The organism is Levilactobacillus yiduensis (assembly GCF_024718525.1).
Taxonomy (GTDB): Bacteria; Bacillota; Bacilli; order Lactobacillales; family Lactobacillaceae; genus Levilactobacillus; species Levilactobacillus yiduensis.
The window spans coordinates 19,957-40,973 of record NZ_JAMXAZ010000002.1; the positions used below are offsets into that span (position 1 = coordinate 19,957).

Genomic DNA, 21,017 nt, shown 5'->3' on the forward strand with positions numbered 1-21,017 from the left:
CCAAATTGTAAAATGATTTTTGCTGAAACGCCGTGAATGGCGCGGATTCTTTGCAATATTTTCCTAGAAAAATCACAAATTGAAAGCCGTCTCGTGTCGCCGACCCCCGTACCAATTTTGGCCAAAACAAAAGGGCCCGAAAAGTTACCTTTTCGACCCCTCTTGCAGATACGCTAATTAATTAAAATTAGTCGTCAATTTCCGTAACGGTACCGGCACCAACGGTGTGGCCACCTTCACGAACAGTGAACTTCGTACCCTTTTCAATGGCAGCTGGTTGGATCAGTTCAACAGTGAACGTCACGTTATCACCAGGCATAACCATTTCTACGCCATCAGGCAATTCGATAACACCAGTGATATCAGTGGTGTGGAAGTAGAATTGTGGACGGTAGTTTGAGAAGAATGGCGTATGACGGCCACCTTCTTCTTTGCTCAAGATGTAGACTTCACCCTTGAACTTTTCGTGCGTTTGGATCGAGCCTGGCTTAGCCAAAACTTGTCCACGAACGACTTGTTCACGGTTGATCCCACGAAGCAAAGCACCAACGTTATCCCCGGCTTCACCAAGGTCCAACGTCTTCCGGAACATTTCAAGACCAGTAACAGTCGTCTTCAATACGTCGTCATGTAAACCAACGATTTCAACTTCGTCACCAATCTTAACAGTCCCACGGTCGATACGGCCAGAAGCAACAGTCCCACGACCAGTGATCGTGAAGACATCTTCAACTGGCATCAAGAATGGCTTGTCGTTTTCACGTTCTGGCGTTGGGATGTAATCGTCAACGATATCCATTAAGTGAAGGATAACCTTTTCTTGTTCTTCGTCGCCTTCAAGAGCCTTCAAAGCTGAACCACGAACAACTGGAATATCATCACCAGGGTAATCGTATTCAGACAACAGCTCACGAACTTCCATTTCAACTAAGTCAACCAATTCGTCATCGTCAACAAGGTCAGTCTTGTTTAAGAAGACAACGATGTATTCAACACCAACTTGGCGAGCAAGCAAAATGTGTTCACGGGTTTGTGGCATAGGGCCATCAGTAGCGGCAACAACCAAGATAGCACCGTCCATTTGGGCAGCACCAGTGATCATGTTCTTGATGTAGTCAGCATGTCCTGGGGCATCGATATGCGCGTAGTGACGCTTTTCCGTTTCGTATTCAACGTGGGCAGTGTTGATCGTGATACCACGTTCACGTTCTTCTGGAGCAGCATCGATATCAGCGTAATCTTCGGCCTTTGCTAAACCTTTGCTAGCAAGTACCTTAGTGATTGCAGCAGTTAACGTCGTTTTCCCATGGTCAATATGGCCAATAGTACCAATATTTACATGGGGTTTAGTTCTTTCATAATGTTCTTTTTCAGCCATTAATGAAACCCTCCTGTATTTTATCGCAAGTGCAATCCGTCTTCCGAAGAAAACAAATCACCCTTTGCGTAAAATTATACTACTTCTTTTCAGAAAGGGAAAGCTGGAACCCTCCCAAAAAAGAATCCTTGACCAGTATATATGCTGAAGAATTATTTGTAAACTAAAATTTCACTCATTTTCGAGTTTTTCCGGATTTTAATGGTCAATTGCCCCGAAAAGTTCAGCCATATAGCGGTTCAGCGTCGTTTGCCAGCTTTGCATGGTTTTTGCATCTTGGTCACTGAGGAGCGTCGTCAGCGGCAACCCGGCGATGGTTTGGACCCAAGCCACCGGTGTCGTGATGGTCCGATCAATGAACGGATAGAGCATCATCAATTGAAGCGTCACCGTCTGCTGTAAGTTGGCCGCTAGCATCGGGTCCGTTTGTCCCAGGTCATTTTGTAAATAATCCTGGATGGCTTGTGCCGCCTGACTCTCATTGACCGGTCGCAGGTCGCCCGTGGCAACCGGGTAGATCTGGTCATCGAGCCAGTGCAGTTTGACGGACTGCTCAACGTGCAGGCGCATTAACCCCTCTAACAGATCTGCTCGTAATAAAGGATGCAAGAACGGATCGACCAACAGGTATTGCACGCCCTGCAAATAGAGCTTGAGTGGCAGCTGCCGGGCCCGCTCTAGACGTTGGCGTTGCTCGTTGAAGGGCACATCACCTAGATGATAGAATTGCTTGGCAATAACCCGCTGGGTGGCGGCCAGTTCGGTCGTTGCGGCGGCTTCAGCGGCTTCAACCTGCGCCAATCCCCCTGCCCGCCAGCTGTCCGCTTGGGCCACCTGACAAAATTCGCGTGCAAAAATAAACTGTTGATTCTTAAGGGCCACGTCTAAACGCAGTTGAAAATGCTGCGCCGAATCCAAATAAATGGGATCCTGTTCGGCGGCATATTGTTCGGCCAATAGGTACTTTTGATCTTGATAGAGACTGGCGACCAGATACCGGTTCAATTCTGGTGTTTGCTGGTCGTGATACAGCGTTTCAAACAAATCGCTGGCTGTTGACCAGTGACGGTCGTCAAAAGCCGCTACGGCCCGTTTAAAGGCGTTATCTCGGGCAGCAGGACTGGAAAAATCTGACATGGTCGTTCCCCCTTAAAAAGCAGAATTCAAAACGGACCACACCCACTGTTGGCGGTTGGCCCGTTTTTGATTAATCTTGTTTCTCAACCGTCGCGGCTGGCTTGTTGCTGTGCCGACGTTTCCGATTGCGATGTGGCTTATTAGCCGGTTGACCGGGCTTAGCCGCCTTGGCCGGCTTTTTAGCCTTCGCCTTAGCTTTCTTGGCCTTAGCTTCAGGTGCCGGAGTAGCGGCCTTACCGCCCTCCTTGGCCTTGCTGGTGCTTCGGCGATGGTGCTGGTTGACTTCCATGATGACTGGCAAGATGACTGGCCGACGGTGCGTTTGCTCGAATAAGTAATGGCTCAGGTGTTCACGCACGTCTTGTTTCAAATGGCCCCAATCGAATTCCTTGTTATCCAAGTTATTCTGAACCGCCTTGCGAATGATCTGGGCACTTTCTTGCATCAAGTCCTTGTTGGCCTTCACGTAAACGAAGCCACGGGACGTGATCTTGGGGTCCGCCACGATTTGTTTTTTCTTCCGGTCGATGGTCACGACCGCAATGAAGATGCCGTCGTCGGCTAAGACTTTCCGATCACGCAACACAATGTTCCCAATATCGCCGACACCGATCCCATCGATCATGGTATCCGTGACGTCGATGCCTTCGCCTAGGCTCATTTGGCCGTCAGCATAAGTCAACACGTCCCCTTTTGCCAGGATGAAAATGTGATCAGCCGGCATCCCCAATTCCAACGCAGCGTTGGCGTGGGCATTTAACAACCGGTATTCCCCTTGAATAGGCACCAAATATTTTGGTTTCAACAGGTTCAGCATTAATTGCAGGTCCCGCTTGTAGGCGTGACCTGATGAGTTCAATTCATCAGAAATGGCCTTGACTTCACCACCCGCCCGGTAGATCATATCCCGGGTCTGGGCAACGGTCGTGTCCATAGCATGGGATGGCGTGGTCGTGATGTAGACCAAGTCGCCTTTCTGAATGTTTAAGTCTTTTTCTTGTTTGTTGGCCATGCGTTGTAAGGCCTTGATGGGTTCGCCCATCTTCCCGGTCTGTAAGATGACCGTTTCGCCCGGCGTTAAGCTATCCAATTGGGCTGGTGTCACTAATAGATCATCAGCGAAGGACAATTTGCCCAACTTCATGGCCGTGTTGACGATTTTTTCCAGATCTTGGCCCGTCAAGCACACCTTCCGCCCCGTTTGTTGCGCGGCGTCAAAGACCTGTTGGATCCGTAAAATGTTGGACGCCACACAGGCCACGATAACCCGGCCGTTTTGATAGTGGAACGTCTCTTCAATGTCCTCGGCAATCGTCTGTTCCGACGCGTTCATGGCCGGATTTTCAGCATTGGCGGAGTCACTCAGAACGGCTAAGACCCCGGCTTGACCGATGGCCCCTAACCGGGCGTAATCCGTCTGGTAACCGGGCTTGGCCGTTTGGTCGAACTTAAAGTCCCCGGTGTAGATAATCTGGCCTTCGTCGGTCTTCAGGTCGATCCCCAGTGATTCTGGAATCGAGTGGGTCGTGGAGAAGAAGGAAACGACCACGTCACCGAAGTCGATTTCCGTCTTTTCATCAATCACGTGAAAATCATCGTAGTCCTTCACGTTGGGTTCAGCGGCGACGCCAATCTTCGCTAAGGCAATCGTCATTTCGGACCCAAAGACGGGAACGTTGAACTCGCTTAAAAAGTAAGGTAGCGCACCAATGGCGTCGGCATGGCCGTGCGTCAAGAAGACGGCGACGATGCGGTCCTTATTTTCCCGCAGGTAAGCCCAGTCAGGAATGACCACGTCAATCCCCAAAAGTTCATTTTCCGGATACTTTAACCCACAATCTAAAATGTAAATTCCGCCATTAACATCGACGGCATACATGTTCTTCCCGTTTTCGCGAACACCGCCAAACGGGATAATCTTAATCTTTGCACTCATAAGTTCACCTCAAGAATCTTCGTATAGTTTTAACGATTCTGACAAATAACGTCAGTATTTTCTGCTGGGTCATAAAGCCCAGATTCGTCCATAATTAAATCTTTCTCCATTCTACCATACTTTACCGGTGAGCAGTACTAAGATAACATGTGGGCAAAAGAAAAAGCCCCAAGCCATTGCTGGCGAGGGACTCCGGTGCGGCGAATTAACGACGCAGACCTAAGCTCTTGATTAATTCACGGTAACGTTGAACGTCAGTCTTCCGTAAGTAAGCTAATAAGTTACGACGGTGACCGATCTTCTTCATCAAACCACGTTGTGAGTGGAAGTCTTTCCGGTGTTGTTGCATATGAACGTTGATTTCGTTGATATCAGCGGTCAAAACAGCGACTTGGACTTCAGTAGAACCCGTGTCACCTTCGTGACGAGCGTATTGCTTGATGATTTCGTTTTTCTTTGCTTGACTAATAGCCATGGTAAATATACCACCTTTCAAATAAGTGCCCGAAACTGAGTAAGTCGGCGGTGGCCGCCAGGCGAACTAAGTTAGGGGTTTGTGCCTGAGCACAGTTATCTACTATACGGGACTTTCCTGAAAAGTGCAAGTCTTTTCCCATTAACGCCTATCAAGTAAAATTACTTTACATTTATCTCGACTAGCTATTGCATTCGGTCCTAGCCTTCTGTATAATAACATACGTTGAAATTAAGATTTCCGGTACTAAGGATTTCTCATTCGGAGGTGAAATTTTCATGCCAATTATCAAATCAGCAATCGAACGTGCCAAGACTAACGTTAAGGCCAACGAACGTAACTCAGCACAACTGAGCACGATGCGGACTGCCGTTAAGCGCTTTGAACAAGCTAAGACCGCTGGTGCCGACAACGCGGAAGAATTATACCGCCAAGCTAGCGCCGCAGTTGACAAGGCTGCTTCAAAGGGCTTGATCAAGCGGAACAAGGCTTCCCGTGACAAGTCACGGATGGCTGCACGTTTAGCTAAGTAATCAATTAATCAAAACGATTAGATGATGCAATCAGGAGGACGACCATGAAAATGGCTGGCCTCCTTTTTTGCAACAATGGATTTATTCCGACGTCCACACCAAAATAGACCAAGCCAAGCACCGTCACCCCTAAGGGCCCCGACAGTACTTAGCTTAGTCTACTGGCATTTCTACTAATTATTCGTTACTTTCAACTCGGTAGCCGCTCTAGGCCGCCTGTCCCGCAAACTGCGTCATAAATAGCGAGAACAGCATTTCTGGATCCATGGTCGACGACTTCATCTGTTGTTCGACCCGAAACAGCCCCAGGTAGGCCCTGTTCAAGTCGGTCAACTGAAACCGCCGCTGACTCTGTAAGGCCAACTTGATGCGGTACGGATGGACCTTCAGAATACTGGCGAGCTTGCCTTGACTGTATCCCTGCTTGGCCAAGACCTTAGTTTGGATCAACAGGCGGAATTGGCCTTGTAAGATAGCATTGATCCGTAACGGCTCCTCTTTGGCCTGCAACAGCTCCCGGTAGAGCGTCACCGCCCCGGCCGTATTCTTGGCCAAGACCCGGTTGACCAGGTCAAAGACGTTTTGCGTCAGCGTCTGTCTAACCAAGCCGGTGACCGCGTCTAATTCAATCGTCTTTTGTGGCAAGGCAAATAACTCCAGCTTGGGGAGCTCACTCATCATTAGCGTGAGGTCGGCATCTGTGCGTTGAATCAATTCGTTCAACGCTGCTGGCGCCATAGTGTAGCCATCTTGTTTTAGCTGGTCTGCGATAAATTGCCGGACATCGCGTTCAGAGAAATTACCGATTTCAATCGTCGTGGCCACCTTTTTCAGCTGCTTGCTGACCTTCTTGCGGCCATCTAACTTCTCATAGGGCGCAAAGAAGACCAGCACCGTGCTAGGCATCGGTGACCCTAAGTAGGTCTGTAGACTGTCGATGTCGTGGTCGACCTTTTGTTTCTTGGTCTCCCCGGTTAAGAATTGGGGATTGTCGATACACACGACGCGGCGTTCGCCAAAGAACGGGGCGGCCATGGCGTCATCTAACGCCACTGCCAACGGAACCGTGTCCATGTCATAGCTGGCAAAGTTCATGGTCTGCTCCTCGGCGGGGACCGCTTGTTTGAACCCCGTCTTGAGTCGGCGTTGTAAATAATCCGCCTGCCCCAAGATCAGGTACACGTTGGCCAATTGCCCGCCAGTCTTCAAAGTTTTTAAGAGTTCATTAATTGTCACGATTCGTGTGCCCCTTTAAGTTTAGTTTGCCAATAACCGTGCGTCCCCCGATACGTGTAGCGGATCATCCCACTGGTCTGAGTACTGACCGCCTGTACGTTGGCCGCTCGTAACGTCGCCAACGTTTCCGCATTGGGATGGCCGTAGCGGTTTTGTCGGCCGGCAGAAATGATCGCCCACCGTGGCCGCAACTGCGCAATAAATTCAGGCGCGCTGGCCGTTTTACTGCCGTGATGTCCTAATTTTAACACGTCGGCGTGCAGCTGCGCATCCGCCGCCAACATTTTTCGTTCACCTGCTTGGTCCAAATCGCCCATGAATAAGAAACTCAGGCCACCAAACGTCCCTTGAAGCGCCAACGAATTTTCATTTTCCGCAGGTGCGGCCTGGTACGGGTGGCGCACCACCAGTGGCATGGCCTGACCCACCTGCAGTGGCACCACTGGTGGCAGTTTGCCCCGCAACTTCTGTTGCCAAGCCGGTTCAGCCTCCATCCCCGCCGGTACCAGCAATCGTTTGACGCGCAACTCCGCGAGAAATGCCGGCAGGTCGCCGATATGATCCGCATCATGGTGTGATAAGTACAAGTCATCAACATGATCGATACCACGACTCTTGAGGTAGTTGATGTTGGTTCGTAGCGCCGCGTAACTAGGTGGCGTGGCCGGAACCCAATCCGGTTGCCGAAAGCCTAGCCGGCCACCGGTATCGATCAGCGTGACCCGTCGATTGAAGGGCTCGCGAATCAGGATACTATCGCCCTGGCCCACGTCAAAGTAGGTCACTTCCCCCGTCACCGGCAGATGAATCGCCCCGTAGACCAAGCCATAACTGGCCAGTAAGCCCAGTAGCCAGCGACGACGCTGTTGCGGTGGACGGGTAAAGAGCCACCAGGTCCCCGCTAGCCACAACCAGGCCACCCACCACGCCGGTTTACCGAAGGGCACGTTACCAGGTAACTGTGCGAACCAGGCCAAGCCAGCATCGAATTGCCGCAGAACCCACGCACAGCCTTGGCTCACTGCGGGCACCCAAGGATGCAAGAACGTCCCCACCAGGGTCAACGGCAAAATGATCACGGGAAATAACGGGACCACCGCCCAATTGGCCAGCAAGGTCAGGCTGTGCCACTGAAATACGCCCGTTAACAGACTGGGCAATCCCAGTAAGGTCAGTCCCCCCTGTCGCCAAGCACGGGATTCACTCTGCAGTAAGATCAAACCTAAGGACAAGCCGTAGCTCAACTGACTGCCCAGTTCATACAACAGGCCGGGATTCACGAACAGGCCAATCAAAAAGGCCAGTGACCAAGCATCCAGCGTGCCAATCGGGTGCCGCCAGCGTTTGCCGGTTAATTGCACCCCGCGCATCAGGCAAGCGCGCAACACGCCACTCCCGCTACCGGCCAAGATGAAATACGCCGGTAATCCCAGCAACATCCCCCATTCCCAGTGTTCTCGCTGGAGCCGTAGATGAACGCACACCCATTCGACCGCCGTCAACAGTAACGCCACGTGCATCCCAGAAATGGCAAATAAATGCAATAACCCCAGCCGCTGCATCCCCTGCAGTTCACCCATGGTCTCCGCAGCCTTGGCCCCCGGTAACAGTCCCAAGGCATACACCCGTAACGCCCCCGGTAGCCGCTCACAGTAATGGATCAGCTTGGCCCGCCAACCGTGCCACCAGTCGCTAAACCAGCGCCAGCCCGACGTGGGCACGGTCACGCGTTGGTGTATGGTGGCCAGCTTGAGTGTATTCACGATGCCCCGGTGCCGCCAGTAAGCCGCGCCGTCGAATTGGTTGAAATTGGTTGCGGGCAGGATACCCTGCTGCTGGCCACTGACTTGCCACAGGGTTGGTCGGGTCAATCGCTGCAACGCGTGTAGCTCAGCGGCCGATTTAGCCACTCCCCGCACGGTTAGGTGCTCGCCAGTCTGACTGTTCTCGCCGACAAAATAATACATGGCACCCCGGACCACCACCGCATCCGGCTGGACTCGCAAGCTCGCAGACACGGTCCGGGCTGAATCAAACGGCAATTGATGTTGTGTCAGCTGCCGGTCCCGCCAGAGACTATACCCGCCGAATACGCCCACGAGTAAGAGTGTGATCACCCAGGTCTGCCGTGCACGCAGCGTCCATACCCGGGCAAGCGCGAGCAATAACAACCCGCTCCCGGCCCAAGGATGACCACCCAACGCCACACTGAGCGCCGCCACCGGCAGTACCACTAAGAAGCCGTGGTTGGCCGCCACTAATCCTGCTTTGGCTGGTCAAGCGGCAACGTTGCCAATAAGGCGGGGTCGACCGTGACCTGGTTCAATTCGACATGTTTCAACGCAATCAATTTCTGCGCGTACGGGTCGTTGTGGTAGTTCCGCATGTAAGTAATCTTGCGAATCCCCGCCTGCAGCAACATCTTTGTACACTGAAGACACGGGAAATCCGTGACGTAAATTTCAGCACCGTCCGTAGCCTCACCGAACTTGGCACACTGTAAAATGGCGTTCATCTCTGCATGGATGGTCCGCACGCAGTGGCCGTCCACGATGTAGCAGCCTTCGTCTAAGCAGTGGTCGTCACCCGATACCGAACCGTTGTAGCCCGCTGCAATGATGCGTTTATCCCGGACCACCGTGGCCCCGACCGATAGCCGGTTACAGGTGCTTCTGGTAGAGATCACCAGTGCCTGGAGCATAAAGTATTGATCCCAAGGAATTCGTTCGCGTTTCACGTTGATTACCCCTTTGCAAATTTTAGTTTTAAGTATACCACCAGTTATGAGGTGGTGAGCTGATCCTGTAGATTCGCAACCGTTTTTTCACCGAATCCCGGCACCTGGGCCAGGTCGGCGACGCTTTGAAAACTCCCGTGTTCCGTGCGGTAGTCCACGATTTTCTGCGCCTTCTTTGCGCCCACCCCGGTCAGCTGCTGGAGGTCGGTTACCGTCGCCGTATTGAGATTCACCACAGTTGCACTGCCGCTGCTACTGTTAGCCGACGTGCCACTCCCACTGCTGGCCGGCGTACTGCTACTCGTAGCGGTTGCCGGACGTTTTTCACCCTTCAGTGGCAAATACAACTGCTGCTGATCCGTCAATCGCGTCGCTAAATTGATCTGCTGGCGATCCGCACGCGCGACCAGTCCACCCGTAGCCTTGATGGCGTCGGCTACCCGCATTTCTGGTGAAAATTGGTAAAGCCCCGGATGATTGACCGCACCTTGAACGTCCACGAAGACCCGGGTATCGTGACTGCTGGCCTGACTCGCCGCCTGTGGGTGTCCACTCGTCGTAGACTGGACCCGACCGCTGCTGGTCGTTGCTGGCGGAATTGCCGCGGGCAAGGCCGCTGACGCCGGCTGGTGGAGCATCAGCCACCCGCCAATCACTAACACACCGATGCCACCCAATACTGCCAACAACTGCCGTTGACGTGGCAGGCCAAACCACCATTCTTGAATCCTCTGTCCCATCACATTGCCCCCTTTACGAATCAACTCCGTAAAACGCGGACAATATTTTTTTATTTTCTAAAATTTTTCAAAAATACTGCCAACAAAAAACGTCCGGCCATGTTCGACCTGGACGTTTCAAAAAATTAATGATGGGCTTGCAAATACTTCACAGCGTCATTGAAGGTCTTGACCGGAACCACCTTCATGTTAGGCGCGTACTTCTTCGCGGTCGCTTTGGCCAGTTGGTAATTGGTCTGATGATGTTCTTCGTACTTCAATAACAGCTTGCTAGGCTTGACGTATGGCGCAAAGAAGACGGTTGCGCCGGCCTTTTTCGCCGCTACGATCTTCTTGTCGATACCACCGATCTCACCGACGTTGCCGTCACCGTCGACCGTCCCCGTCCCGGCAATCTTTTGGCCGTGACGGAGATTTTGCCCAGTGACCTGCGTGTAGATCTGCAGGCTAAACATCAGGCCACCAGAGGGCCCACCGATTTGGCCAGGATCAACCGTGACTTTCGGCTTGGCCGTGACCTTGACGTTGTCAGTCAGCGTGATGCCAATGCCCGCCTTCTTAGTTGGCAGCCGCATCAGCTTGCGGGTCACGTGTCGTGTTTTGCCATTGTGTTGATACGTGATGGTCGCAGATTGGCCAACCTTTTGTTGCTGGATGTAATGCTGGTAGCCGACCATCGAATTGAAATGCCGGCCGTTGACCTTGGTCACGGTATCGCCGACCTGCAGGCTCCCAGCAAACGGTGATTTGGCATCTACGCTCAGCACATAAATGCCAAGATAGTGGCGCGTCACCGACTTGTGGGCTGCCTTGTAGGCCGTGTAGATCGATTCATTGATAGCACTCTGCATGTAGAAGTCCTGGACCTTGTCGTAGGTGGCATTACTTTCGCCGCCGGTCACGTCATCCACACTTTCAATACTGTAGATGGGGTTCAGCTTTGCGTAAAGATAGCTGACGGGCCGCGCCTGTGACAGCGCAACCGACGTGATCATGTACTTGCCGGCATGCTTATCAGGATGGCCTGGCATGCTGACAAAGGTCTTGAGGTTATCCGCCTCACCCGGCCCCTCGATGTACTTGGGGAGCGGTAGGAAGAAGAAGGCCAATATCAGTAGCGTGAGCCCCACCGTGATGATGATCTGGCGCCATTCACGCCGCGTAAATTTGCCCATTTACTGGTCACCTGCCAGTCGGTCAACCATGGCGTGGGCCACCACGGGCGGTACCAGATTCGTCAGGTCGCCACCGAAGCGCGCGACCTCACGTAACAGGCTGGAGGAGACAAATTGATACTGTGGGGCGGCCATGAGACAAACCGTGTCCACGTTGGCATCCAGGGTGCGGTTCATCCCCGCAATTCCCTGTTCGTACTCGAAGTCCACGCTGTTGCGAATGCCCCGTACCAAGACGGTCGCGTGACTGTCACGCATGAAGTCCACCGTGAGGCCGCTTTCGACGCGCACCAACACGTTGGGCATGTCGCGAGTCGTCTCTTCAATAAAGGCCACCCGTTCGGCGGTCGTGAAGACGCCGCGCTTCGAGGTGTTCTGGCCAACCGCCACGATCAGCTGGTCAAAGATTTTACTGGCCCGGGTGATCAGGTCTAAATGGCCATTGGTCAAGGGGTCAAAACTTCCTGGAAAGACTGCAATCGTCACTCGGCTTCACTTCCTAACCCATAAATCGTCAATTCTGTAATCCCATAATCCCGGCGCTCGATAAAATAAAACCCGTCCACATCATCGGGCAACTGGGCCTTTTGGTCCGTCTCACACACGATGCGGGCTGTCGGTGTCAACAGGTTTAATTCCCGTAAGCGCGTCATTTGCGCCACGATTTTCTGCTGGGCGTACGGCGGGTCAAAGAAGACCAAGTCAAATTGATCGCCACGGTCCGCCAATTCTTGGAGTGCCCGGTTGGCATCGCGTTTCAAAATTTCAAACCGGTCTGGGGCCTTGGTCACGGCCACGTTATCCTGAATGGTCTTGATGGCCGCGTACTGCCGATCAATCAAGACGGCCTGGTCGATGCCCCGCGAAACGGCTTCAATACTGAGGCCGCCCGATCCGGCGAACAGGTCCAGACTCCGCCCGCCATCAAAGTACGGGCCAATAATGTTGAACAGGGCCTCCTTGACCTTATCCGTAGTGGGCCGGGTCGCCATGCCGGGCACGGCCTTTAACCGTCGCCCACCAAAGTCACCTGCTACAATTCTCATTCGTCATCATCCTCTGCGTCTGAATTCTTACCGGTGGCCATTTCTTCAGCCACCCCGTTGAATGTTTCACTGATTTCTGGTCGTTTCGAGGCAACCACGCGCTTCACGAACCGCAACTTGCCTAACTGTTCCGACAAGCTCGCGACGTCTGCTTGATTGACGTACAACACCACGTAGCGCATCTTCTTGGACACGTACATGACGGTCCCATAGCGTTTAAGCTGCCGGGTTTGTTTCAAACTGTAAGTGTACACGATTAAACTCTGTCGTGCTTGCATTTCAAATGCCAAGGTCTGACCTCCTTAAAATACTTAATGCGTCATCCGGTAACGTTTCTGCCGGGCGCTGATATTCATAACCACGCCCATGACCAACGCCAAGGTCCAGGTACTGGACCCCCCGTAACTGATAAAAGGGAACGTGACCCCGGTGATGGGTAGAAATCCCAACACCCCACCTAAGTTAAATGCCGTTTGCACGGCCAAATAGGTCGCCGCACCGTAACAGACCAATGCCTGGTAAGTCGAGTTGGTGCGCACACCGACCAACACGGTCCGCAAAATAATTAAAAACAGTAGTGCAATAACCCCCAGCGCCGTGATGAGTCCCAACTCCTCGGTCAAAATGGCCATGATAAAGTCGGTGTTGGGTTCGGGCAGGTACCCGGTTTTTTGAATACTGTTTCCCCAGCCGACACCAAAGACACCACCGTTACTGATGGCATAGTAGGAGTTCACCAACTGTTGGCCGACACCTTGGGCATGTTTAAAAGGATTCAAAAAGGCCACAATCCGTTGTAGCTGATAGGAATGTTGGCCGACCGATAAGCCAGCTATCCAAGCTAACAACGGAATCACCACGCCAAAGCCGCCGATGATGACGCCCGAAAAAAGCCACTTAGCCAACCGCGAACTGAACCCACTGCTCAAGAACAGCACGAACATGATAGCCCCGTTGATGGCCGCGCCCCCTAAATCGGGTTGTACAAAGATCAACCCGATGATGAGCAGACAAACCAGCAGTGGCTGACGCATAGTCGACCACCAGGTGTAGGCCTGCAGGTCGTCTTGACGCTCCGCAATGGCGTTAGCTAGCCAGATAATGACATAGAACTTGATGAATTCAGCTGGCTGTAAATTGACTGGTCCTAAATGGATCCAACCAGCGGCCCCGTTGACGGTCTGGCCAATCACCAGTAGAAACCCCAACGCCGCATAGGCCAAGTACCCTGCTAACCGGAGCAAATTCCGGTTGCGCAGTTTCTCAATGTTCACCGCTACCATGAATCCCAGAATCACCAGTCCCATGACAACAAAGATCGTCTGTTTGATCAAATAGCTACCGGGACTCCCACCATTTTGGGAGCCGATATCCGCGCTGGCCGAATAGACCATCACGATACCGAAGACGCTCAAAATGAGATACGGAACCAATAACCAATAATCTAAATATTTTAACTTTCGCATACGATGAAATCGCTCCAAGTCTACCGTCAGTTGACGATAATCGAATGGTCTTATTATACTACACCAGGGATTCCATTGGGAACCGTTAATCCACTTACCGCGTTATTATGGGAATTTTAAAAAATACAGTCGCTAAAGTCAGTTCCCCAGCTAAAAAAAGCGGCAAGCCCCGTGAGTCACCCCACTAGTCTTGCCGCTAAAGTTTTAATTAAGTTTAAATTACTTCCGTGAAGCAGTCTTCCGCTTCTTGGCAGCCTTTTCCCGTTCACTCGTGTTCAGGATTTGCTTCCGCAGACGCACGTGTTCTGGGGTGATTTCACAGTATTCGTCATCATTGATGAATTCCAGTGATTCTTCCAGAGACATCTTAAGTGGCGTCTTAACCTTGGCAATATCTTCTGAACCGGCGGCCCGGACGTTGGTTTGGTTCCGGCCACGGGTGATGTTTACGGAGATATCGTTGTCACGGCTGTTTTGGCCGATGATCATCCCTTCGTAAACTTCAGTCCCAGCTTCGGTAAAGATCGTCCCACGGTCTTGAACGGCCATGATGGCGTAAGTCGTGACCTTACCAGAGTTGATGGAAACCAGAGTCCCGTTGTGACGACCTGGGTTCCAGTTCTTGATCACTGGCAGGTACTTGGAGAACGTATGGTTCATGATCCCATACCCACGAGTCAAGGACAAGAATTCAGTCGAGTAACCGATCAACCCACGAGATGGGGCCAAGAAAGTCAGACGGGTTTGACCGTTACCAACGGCCTCCATGTTCTTCATTTCACCCTTCCGTTGGGAAAGCGTATCAATGATCGAACCGGTGTATTCGTCTGGCGTATCGATTTGAACGGATTCAAATGGTTCGCAACGTTGGTTATCAATAGTTCTGTAGATAACTTCTGGACGAGAAGCTTGTAGTTCGTAACCTTCACGACGCATCGTTTCAATCAAGATGGACAGGTGTAGTTCACCACGACCGGAAACGATCCAAGCACCAGGGTTGTCAGTGTCGTCAACCCGTAAGGAAACGTCGGTGTGCAGTTCACGCTTCAAGCGTTCTTCGATTTGACGAGACGTCACAAATTTCCCTTCACGACCAGCAAATGGTGAGTCGTTGGTCCGGAAAGTCATTTGCAGCGTTGGTTCGTCGATCCGTAAGACAGGAAGTGGTTCCAACGTGTCAGGGGCCACAACAGTTTCCCCAACGTTGATTTCATCCATCCCGGAAACGGCGATCAAGTCACCAGCTTTGGCTTCGTTGATTTCCAAACGCTTCAACCCAAAGTAACCAAACAACTTGGTTACCCGGAAGTTTTGCTTAGAACCGTCAAGCTTCATAACAGTAACACTGTCACCAACCTTAACCTTCCCACGGAAGATCCGGCCGATCCCGATCCGACCAACGAAATCGTTGTAATCGAGCATGGCAACTTGGAACTGTAAAGGTTCGTCACTGTTGTCAATTGGGGCTGGGATGTGCTTGATAATGGTATCAAACACAGGCTTCATGGTGTGTTCTTGAGAGGAGATTTCTGGCTCGTAGCTAGAAGTCCCGTTCATAGCTGAGGCGTAAACCACTGGGAAGTCCAATTGGTCTTCGTCGGCACCTAATTCGATGAAGAGGTCTAAGACTTCATCAACGACTTCGGAAGGACGGGCGCCTTCACGGTCAACCTTGTTGATGACCACGATTGGGGTCAAGTGTTGATCGAGGGCCTTCTTCAAAACGAAACGGGTTTGTGGCATCGTCCCTTCGTAGGCATCAACAACCAGCAAAACGCCGTCAACCATGCGCATGATCCGTTCCACTTCACCACCAAAGTCGGCGTGTCCTGGGGTATCCAAGATATTGATTTGCTTGTCGCCGTAACGAACAGCGGTGTTCTTGGACAGGATCGTAATGCCCCGTTCCTTTTCAATAGCATTCGTATCCATAGCACGATCTTCAATAGAAGCGTGTTCGTCTAACGTGTCGGATTGTTTCATCATTTCATTAACCAGGGTCGTCTTCCCGTGGTCAACGTGGGCAATGATGGCAATGTTGCGGATATCATCTCTGATTTTCAAGTGTATTTCTTCCTTTCGTGCTTGGTGAATTAGATGGATCACGGCATGCTTACGTCTGTAAGTACGCTTATTGTAGCGTCAATAGCTGGTAAAGTCCATCCGTATCGGCCAGCCGCATAAAAAAACTGTGACAGGGTCACAGTGAGACGTCATCTTCTTCGATTTGGAGAATATCACGTTGCGCTTTTTTCGTCGCTACTAGTACAAGGTTAGATGATAACATATTCAGTGGTTTTCCGTCAATAGTTGAAACTCGGACACCCAGTGTATTCATCAAGACTTGCCCCGCCGCAATGTCCCACGGCTTCAGGTGCGAAATGTAACCCAGGGTCTCCCCCTTCATGATATTAATGATTTCAATACCGGCACTTCCAGAGATTCGCATGCCTGCACTGTCGTGAACGATCTTTTGCATGTGCGCAACGTCATGAATAACTAGTGGACCACTGGCCCCAATCAAGCCGTCCGCCAAGGCGATATCTGCCGGTGCCTGAATTTCGCGGTCATTGGCCCAAACGCCGCCCAGTTGCGGTCCGCCGAAGTACAAGACGTTGGCCATGACGTCAAAGATATAGCCCAACTGGCCCACGCCGTCCTGATAAATGCCAATCATGATGGCAAAGTTATCTTGTTGTTTCACAAAGTTCATGGTGCCATCAATGGGGTCCACGATCCAGACCCGGCCAGCCAAGCTAGTCAACTGATCGCCAAAGCCCTCTTCACCCAAGACTTGTGCATCGGGGTCCAAACGACGAATGCCTTCGATTAAAAATTTTTCGTTAGCCTTGTCGACATTGGTCACCAGATCCTTGCGACTTGTCTTCTCTGCCACCGTTAGTGGTGCCCGCATCTTTTGCAAGACATTTTGCCGGGCCTCCTTGAGTAACGCGATGACGTCGGTGTTTAATTGCTGCCAGTCTTGGCTCATGACTACGCCTGTCCTTTCATTTTGATTTGTCCTTGTTCCGTGCGAGCCCGCTTCATGGTGCGGTAAATGCTGTAACCCGCCGCGGTTTCAAATTCCTTGTCTAATTGCTTTTCTTCGAATTTTTGCGGTACCACGGTCTGAAAATCACGATAAGCTGCCAGTAATGTCGCACTGGCTACCCCCTGGGGTAATTCGTAGGCATCCTCAACGCGTTGGTAGAGTGTCGTGACCGCCACGATATCGGCCGTCGACCAGTCTGGTTGTAATGGGTATGCGTAATTTTTCGGTTGCATTAGGCGTGTCCCTCCGTTTGTTGACCTTCAATGGTTGCAATATTTTCACGTAACGCGGTGATCGTCGTGACGTATTCCTGCTGCTCGTCTTCGGACAAGACCAGGTTGGTCAGGTGCTTAACCCCACTGGCATTGACCAGCACCGGCGAAGCAGCCGCGAAAACGGGCGTCTCAGCGTGAATGTTGGTGACCGAAGCAATCAGGGGTTGATTGGCCAAGACCGCCCGTAACAGCTGAATCAGCGCCATTGAGCGTAACATCCACTGGTCCTCGTGGGCCTCACGCTGTAACCAGCTGCCCATCTTGCCCAAATCATCCGCACTAAACTTGGCGTCTTCGTTGGCCAAGTACATCAAAATGGGGGCTGGCCCAACATAGGTCCGACTCCAGGCCACGATGGGATCCGCCGCCGTGCCGACCACTGCAGCCTGCACCGCCGCGGCTCCGACGCCCAGGCGTTCCGCCAACCGGTACGTTAACAAACGCGTCAACGGGAACGTGCCCAGCCCCCAGATTTGGCTCTGGTTGAGGCCGGAGAATTTCCAAGCGAAGTAGGTCAGTAACTCGTCATGCTCGCCACAAAAGACCAACTGGCCCTTGAAACCATTTTCAACGATGCGGTTCATAAACAACCGCAATTCCGCAACTTTCATGGCAGGATCAGTGGTGACGGCAGCCCGATCCAAAATGACTAACCAAGTGGCTTGGCCATAGTCTGCGGCCGTGCCGACCCGTAATGTCAGTTGCGGACACAGCGCACTGGCCACCACGAGTGCCTGGTACCGGGGTGTATCGTCCGTCACGTTGGGCATCACGACACAGTCGACCGGCAAATCAGCAACCATCAGCTGACGAATCAACCGACTGGCTTGATCAAAGTTTCCCTGGACAATTAACGTTGGTTTCACGAGTGACCGCCTCCTCTACGAACAGTGCTTGTGAATTCAGTGTAACGCAAGTCATAGTTCCATTATAAGTGAACGCCCCCGGATAGCAAGCTGGATTCTTCAAAATCCCCGACTTAGCCGACTGCCTCTCACCGCATTTCTTGACCCATACAAAAAGGACCGCCATCGCTGGCAGTCCTTTTCAGATTTAACAATCACAAGTGACTTTAGATATGGGTTGGGAAGCCCAGCGCGATATCGGCAGTTTCTTGGATTGGTTCGTTCAATGTTGGGTGTGGGTGGATGGTCAAAGCAACGTCTTCAACGTTCAAGCCGTCGTTAACGATGATTGACAATTCACCAGCCATGGTGCTGGCTTCAGGGCCAACCGCTTCGGCACCCACGATGTTCTTGTTGTCGTCATCCGTGTAGATGAACCGAACAAAGCCATCAGGAGCGTCCAATGAAACGGCCCGAGCATTCCCAGCAAATGGGAACTTAGCGGTCTTGACCTTGATCCCCTTGTCCTTAGCTGCAGCTTCGTTGTAACCAACAGTTGCAATTTCAGGATCGGAGAAGCAGACAGCAGGCACACTCAGCCAGTCGTTAGCCGTCTTCTTACCGGAGATGGCACCAGCCGCAGTCTTGGCTTCAGCAAAGGCCTTGTGAGCCAATGCAGCACCAGGAACAGCGTCACCGACAGCCCAGATGTGTTCTGAGTCAGTCCGGCCTTGGTTATCAACCTTGATTTGACCATGGTCAGTCAACTTAACCTTGGTGTATTCCAAGCCTAAGTCATCCGTGTTTGGCTTACGACCAACGGTGACCATGCAGTAGTCAGCCTTAATCGTAGATTCCTTGCCGTCGACAGCGTAGGTCACACTGACACTGTTGTCGTCTTGCTTGGAACTCTTAGCCATCGCGTTGGTGATAACGTCAACGCCCTTCTTCTTCAACTTCTTAAGAACAACGGAAACCATGTCCTTCGTGAAGTTAGGCAGAATTGAGTTCGTGCCTTCGAGGATCGTTACGTGAGCACCTAAGCTAGCGTAAGCACCAGCTAATTCGGTACCAACGTACCCACCACCGATAACAACGAATTCCTTAGGGATTTCAGGCAAGTTCAGGCCACCAGTAGAATCGACGACCCGACCTTCAAACTTGAAGCCAGGGATTTCGATTGGGTGAGAACCGGATGCAATAATAATATTATTGAATTCGAAGGTCTGGCCCGTATCAGTGGACATGAATTGCTTTTCACCTGTAGGCATAACCCGTAATTGGGTATCACTCAGGAAGACAGCTTCCCCGTTAACAACGTCAACGTGGTGCTTCTTCATCAGCATCTTAACGCCGCTGGTCATCCGATCAACGACCTTCTTTTGCTTCCAGTCCTGAGTCTTAGCGAAATCAATCGTAGCTGACTTCGTAGAAATCCCGTAGGTGGAACCGTCTTTAGCTTGTTCCAAACGGTGACCCGCTTGAATCAAGGCCTTAGAAGGTACACAACCAACGTTTAAGCAGACACCACCAAGGGTATCGGACTTTTCAACTAAAGTGACCTTTTGGCCTAATTCAGAAGCCCGAATAGCGGCAACGTAACCGCCGGGTCCGGCACCAATGATGACGGTGTCCTTTTTTTCAACATCTGCCATATTATTCCTACCCTTCCATTAACAACATTTCAGGATCATGTAACAATGCCTTCATGTCGTTCAAAATATTTTGAGCTAAGGCACCATCAATCAGACGGTGATCGTAACTCAGAGAAAGCTTCAACATGCGGCCAACAACGATGTCGCCATCTTCGTTAACAACAGGAGCCTTTTCAATCCGGCCAACACCTAAAATAGCAACTTCAGGTTGGTTGATAACTGGTGTGAACCAGCCACCACCGATTGAACCGACGTTAGAAATCGTGACAGAACCACCGGCCATGGAAGCTGGGCTTAACTTGTTGTCGTAAGCGGCTTGCGTGTTTTCAGTGATTTCCTTAGCAATTTCAAACATACCCTTGGAATCAGCAGCCTTGATGTTTGGTACGTAAAGACCATCATCAGTGTTGGTTGCGATACCAATGTTGTAGTAGTGCTTGTAAACGATTTCCTGAGTCGTGTCATCAATAGATGCGTTCAATTCAGGGTACTTCTTCATAACAGCAACCAATGCCTTAACAATGTAAGGTAAGAAGGTCAAGTGGATGTCCTTGTCAGCGGCAGCTTGCTTGTACTTCTTCCGGTTGGCCATCAAAGCAGATACTTCAACTTCGTCAAATGACGTTACGTGAGGCGCAATGTCCTTGGAAGTTCGCATGCTCTTCGCAATGATCTTCCGCATTGGTGACATTGGTTCACGAGTTTCAAGATCTGGGTTGTCAGCGTTCCAAGGCTTGATAGCTTGACCAGCAACGGCCTTGCCACCAACTTCGGCAGCTGGAGCAGCAGCGGCTGCAGGTGCAGCGGCGCCATTAAAGTTGTCGATATCAGCCTTCAAAACTTGCCCGTGGTTCCCGGTTGGGGCAACCTGGGTAATGTCAACGCCCTTGTCACGTGCATATTGACGGACAGATGGCATTGCCATAACCAACTTGTTAGGGTCTGAAGCAGCTGGCACACCAGTAGGCGCAGCAGCTGGAGCAGGTGCAACAGCGGCTGGTGCTGGTTCAGGTTCTGGGGCAGCTTCTTCAGCTGGAGCGTCGTCTGCAGAGTCGCTAGCTTTGCTCAAGTCAGCAGGGGTATCAGAACCATCGTCAATAACGATCAGTGGATCGCCAATTTCAACAGTGTCCCCTTCTTGTGCAACAATTTGTGATACAGTACCAGCAACGGGTGATGGTAATTCCGAAACAGACTTATCGTTTTGGATTTCGACTAACGTGTCGTCTTCCTTAACTGCGTCTCCTTCTTTAACAAGCCATGAAGAAATTTCGCCTTCGGCCATTCCTTCACCAAGCTCTGGGAGTTTGAACGTATAAGCCATGGGAAAA

Annotated in this window: 20 protein-coding genes; 1 reads left to right on the forward strand and 19 read right to left on the reverse strand. The window is 51.5% G+C overall.

Translation table 11 applies throughout. The features are described 5' to 3' along the window. Positions 1–187: 187 nt before the first annotated feature. The 4 genes from tuf to rpsO form a co-directional block, all read right to left on the reverse strand. Entirely contained in the window at positions 188–1,378 is a 1,191-nt protein-coding gene (tuf, locus tag NGM66_RS01690; RefSeq protein ID WP_208909432.1) for an elongation factor Tu, read from the reverse strand. Between the two features lie 198 nt (positions 1,379–1,576). Then, positions 1,577–2,515, reverse strand: coding sequence for a hypothetical protein (locus NGM66_RS01695; protein WP_208909431.1), 939 nt, complete (start codon positions 2,513–2,515; stop codon positions 1,577–1,579). Positions 2,516–2,585: 70 nt separating this feature from the next. Further along, the gene (locus NGM66_RS01700; RefSeq protein ID WP_208909430.1) at positions 2,586–4,451 is read right to left on the reverse strand and encodes a ribonuclease J; all 1,866 of its coding nucleotides are present in this window, start codon (positions 4,449–4,451) and stop codon (positions 2,586–2,588) included. A 205-nt stretch (positions 4,452–4,656) separates the two neighbouring features. After that, positions 4,657–4,926, reverse strand: a complete 270-nt coding sequence (rpsO, locus tag NGM66_RS01705; protein WP_125577216.1) for a 30S ribosomal protein S15 — start codon at positions 4,924–4,926, stop codon at positions 4,657–4,659. A gap of 278 nt (positions 4,927–5,204) precedes the next feature. On the opposite strand from rpsO, the gene rpsT reads away from it, so the two are divergent. After that, positions 5,205–5,459, forward strand: a complete 255-nt coding sequence (rpsT, locus tag NGM66_RS01710; protein WP_208909429.1) for a 30S ribosomal protein S20 — start codon at positions 5,205–5,207, stop codon at positions 5,457–5,459. A 207-nt stretch (positions 5,460–5,666) separates the two neighbouring features. Here rpsT and holA read toward each other — a convergent pair whose 3' ends face one another. The 15 genes from holA to NGM66_RS01785 all read right to left on the reverse strand — a co-directional run bounded on the left by holA (position 5,667) and on the right by NGM66_RS01785 (position 21,010). Beyond that, positions 5,667–6,695: a DNA polymerase III subunit delta gene (holA, locus tag NGM66_RS01715; RefSeq protein ID WP_208909428.1), complete on the reverse strand. Its 1,029-nt coding sequence runs from the start codon at positions 6,693–6,695 to the stop codon at positions 5,667–5,669. Further along, complete coding sequence (locus tag NGM66_RS01720; protein WP_208909427.1) at positions 6,692–8,953, reverse strand: DNA internalization-related competence protein ComEC/Rec2; 2,262 nt, start codon at positions 8,951–8,953, stop codon at positions 6,692–6,694. The genes holA and NGM66_RS01720 overlap by 4 nt, the downstream gene beginning before the upstream one ends. Next, positions 8,953–9,432, reverse strand: coding sequence for a ComE operon protein 2 (locus tag NGM66_RS01725; RefSeq protein WP_125577210.1), 480 nt, complete (start codon positions 9,430–9,432; stop codon positions 8,953–8,955). Before NGM66_RS01725 ends, NGM66_RS01720 begins: the two co-directional genes overlap by 1 nt. A gap of 44 nt (positions 9,433–9,476) precedes the next feature. Continuing rightward, positions 9,477–10,172: a ComEA family DNA-binding protein gene (locus NGM66_RS01730; RefSeq protein ID WP_258115342.1), complete on the reverse strand. Its 696-nt coding sequence runs from the start codon at positions 10,170–10,172 to the stop codon at positions 9,477–9,479. Positions 10,173–10,297: 125 nt separating this feature from the next. Continuing rightward, positions 10,298–11,347 (reverse strand): SepM family pheromone-processing serine protease, encoded by a 1,050-nt coding sequence (locus NGM66_RS01735; RefSeq protein WP_208909424.1) that lies wholly within the window; start codon positions 11,345–11,347, stop codon positions 10,298–10,300. Continuing rightward, the gene (gene coaD, locus NGM66_RS01740) at positions 11,348–11,833 is read right to left on the reverse strand and encodes a pantetheine-phosphate adenylyltransferase (protein ID WP_208909423.1); all 486 of its coding nucleotides are present in this window, start codon (positions 11,831–11,833) and stop codon (positions 11,348–11,350) included. After that, a complete protein-coding gene (gene rsmD, locus NGM66_RS01745) occupies positions 11,830–12,393 on the reverse strand; it encodes a 16S rRNA (guanine(966)-N(2))-methyltransferase RsmD (protein ID WP_208909422.1) in 564 nt (187 codons plus the stop codon). Before rsmD ends, coaD begins: the two co-directional genes overlap by 4 nt. Then, positions 12,390–12,683: a YlbG family protein gene (locus tag NGM66_RS01750; RefSeq protein ID WP_208909421.1), complete on the reverse strand. Its 294-nt coding sequence runs from the start codon at positions 12,681–12,683 to the stop codon at positions 12,390–12,392. Before NGM66_RS01750 ends, rsmD begins: the two co-directional genes overlap by 4 nt. 21 nt (positions 12,684–12,704) lie before the next feature. Next, a complete protein-coding gene (locus NGM66_RS01755) occupies positions 12,705–13,859 on the reverse strand; it encodes an FtsW/RodA/SpoVE family cell cycle protein (RefSeq protein WP_208909420.1) in 1,155 nt (384 codons plus the stop codon). A gap of 219 nt (positions 13,860–14,078) precedes the next feature. Beyond that, positions 14,079–15,923, reverse strand: coding sequence for a translational GTPase TypA (gene typA, locus NGM66_RS01760; RefSeq protein ID WP_208909419.1), 1,845 nt, complete (start codon positions 15,921–15,923; stop codon positions 14,079–14,081). A gap of 136 nt (positions 15,924–16,059) precedes the next feature. Further along, positions 16,060–16,851, reverse strand: a complete 792-nt coding sequence (locus tag NGM66_RS01765; RefSeq protein WP_208909418.1) for an inositol monophosphatase family protein — start codon at positions 16,849–16,851, stop codon at positions 16,060–16,062. Between the two features lie 2 nt (positions 16,852–16,853). Next, positions 16,854–17,144, reverse strand: a complete 291-nt coding sequence (locus NGM66_RS01770) for a UPF0223 family protein (protein ID WP_208909417.1) — start codon at positions 17,142–17,144, stop codon at positions 16,854–16,856. Beyond that, positions 17,144–18,052, reverse strand: coding sequence for a Rossmann-fold NAD(P)-binding domain-containing protein (locus NGM66_RS01775; RefSeq protein WP_208909416.1), 909 nt, complete (start codon positions 18,050–18,052; stop codon positions 17,144–17,146). The genes NGM66_RS01770 and NGM66_RS01775 overlap by 1 nt, the downstream gene beginning before the upstream one ends. A 206-nt stretch (positions 18,053–18,258) precedes the next feature. After that, complete coding sequence (gene lpdA, locus NGM66_RS01780; protein WP_208909415.1) at positions 18,259–19,686, reverse strand: dihydrolipoyl dehydrogenase; 1,428 nt, start codon at positions 19,684–19,686, stop codon at positions 18,259–18,261. 7 nt (positions 19,687–19,693) lie between these two features. Then, positions 19,694–21,010, reverse strand: a complete 1,317-nt coding sequence (locus NGM66_RS01785) for a dihydrolipoamide acetyltransferase family protein (protein ID WP_258115343.1) — start codon at positions 21,008–21,010, stop codon at positions 19,694–19,696. Between the last annotated feature and the right edge of the window lie 7 nt (positions 21,011–21,017).

Bases quoted from the DNA above. Each gene is read 5' to 3' on its own strand.
- tuf (WP_208909432.1), bottom strand. From the start codon at position 1,378: ATGGCTGAAAAAGAACATTATGAAAGAACTAAACCCCATGTAAATATT.
- NGM66_RS01695 (WP_208909431.1), bottom strand. From the start codon at position 2,515: ATGTCAGATTTTTCCAGTCCTGCTGCCCGAGATAACGCCTTTAAACGG.
- NGM66_RS01700 (WP_208909430.1), bottom strand. From the start codon at position 4,451: ATGAGTGCAAAGATTAAGATTATCCCGTTTGGCGGTGTTCGCGAAAAC.
- rpsO (WP_125577216.1), bottom strand. From the start codon at position 4,926: ATGGCTATTAGTCAAGCAAAGAAAAACGAAATCATCAAGCAATACGCT.
- rpsT (WP_208909429.1), top strand. From the start codon at position 5,205: ATGCCAATTATCAAATCAGCAATCGAACGTGCCAAGACTAACGTTAAG.
- NGM66_RS01730 (WP_258115342.1), bottom strand. From the start codon at position 10,172: ATGGGACAGAGGATTCAAGAATGGTGGTTTGGCCTGCCACGTCAACGG.
- NGM66_RS01735 (WP_208909424.1), bottom strand. From the start codon at position 11,347: ATGGGCAAATTTACGCGGCGTGAATGGCGCCAGATCATCATCACGGTG.
- rsmD (WP_208909422.1), bottom strand. From the start codon at position 12,393: ATGAGAATTGTAGCAGGTGACTTTGGTGGGCGACGGTTAAAGGCCGTG.
- NGM66_RS01755 (WP_208909420.1), bottom strand. From the start codon at position 13,859: ATGCGAAAGTTAAAATATTTAGATTATTGGTTATTGGTTCCGTATCTC.
- NGM66_RS01765 (WP_208909418.1), bottom strand. From the start codon at position 16,851: ATGAGCCAAGACTGGCAGCAATTAAACACCGACGTCATCGCGTTACTC.
- NGM66_RS01770 (WP_208909417.1), bottom strand. From the start codon at position 17,144: ATGCAACCGAAAAATTACGCATACCCATTACAACCAGACTGGTCGACG.
- lpdA (WP_208909415.1), bottom strand. From the start codon at position 19,686: ATGGCAGATGTTGAAAAAAAGGACACCGTCATCATTGGTGCCGGACCC.
- NGM66_RS01785 (WP_258115343.1), bottom strand. From the start codon at position 21,010: ATGGCTTATACGTTCAAACTCCCAGAGCTTGGTGAAGGAATGGCCGAA.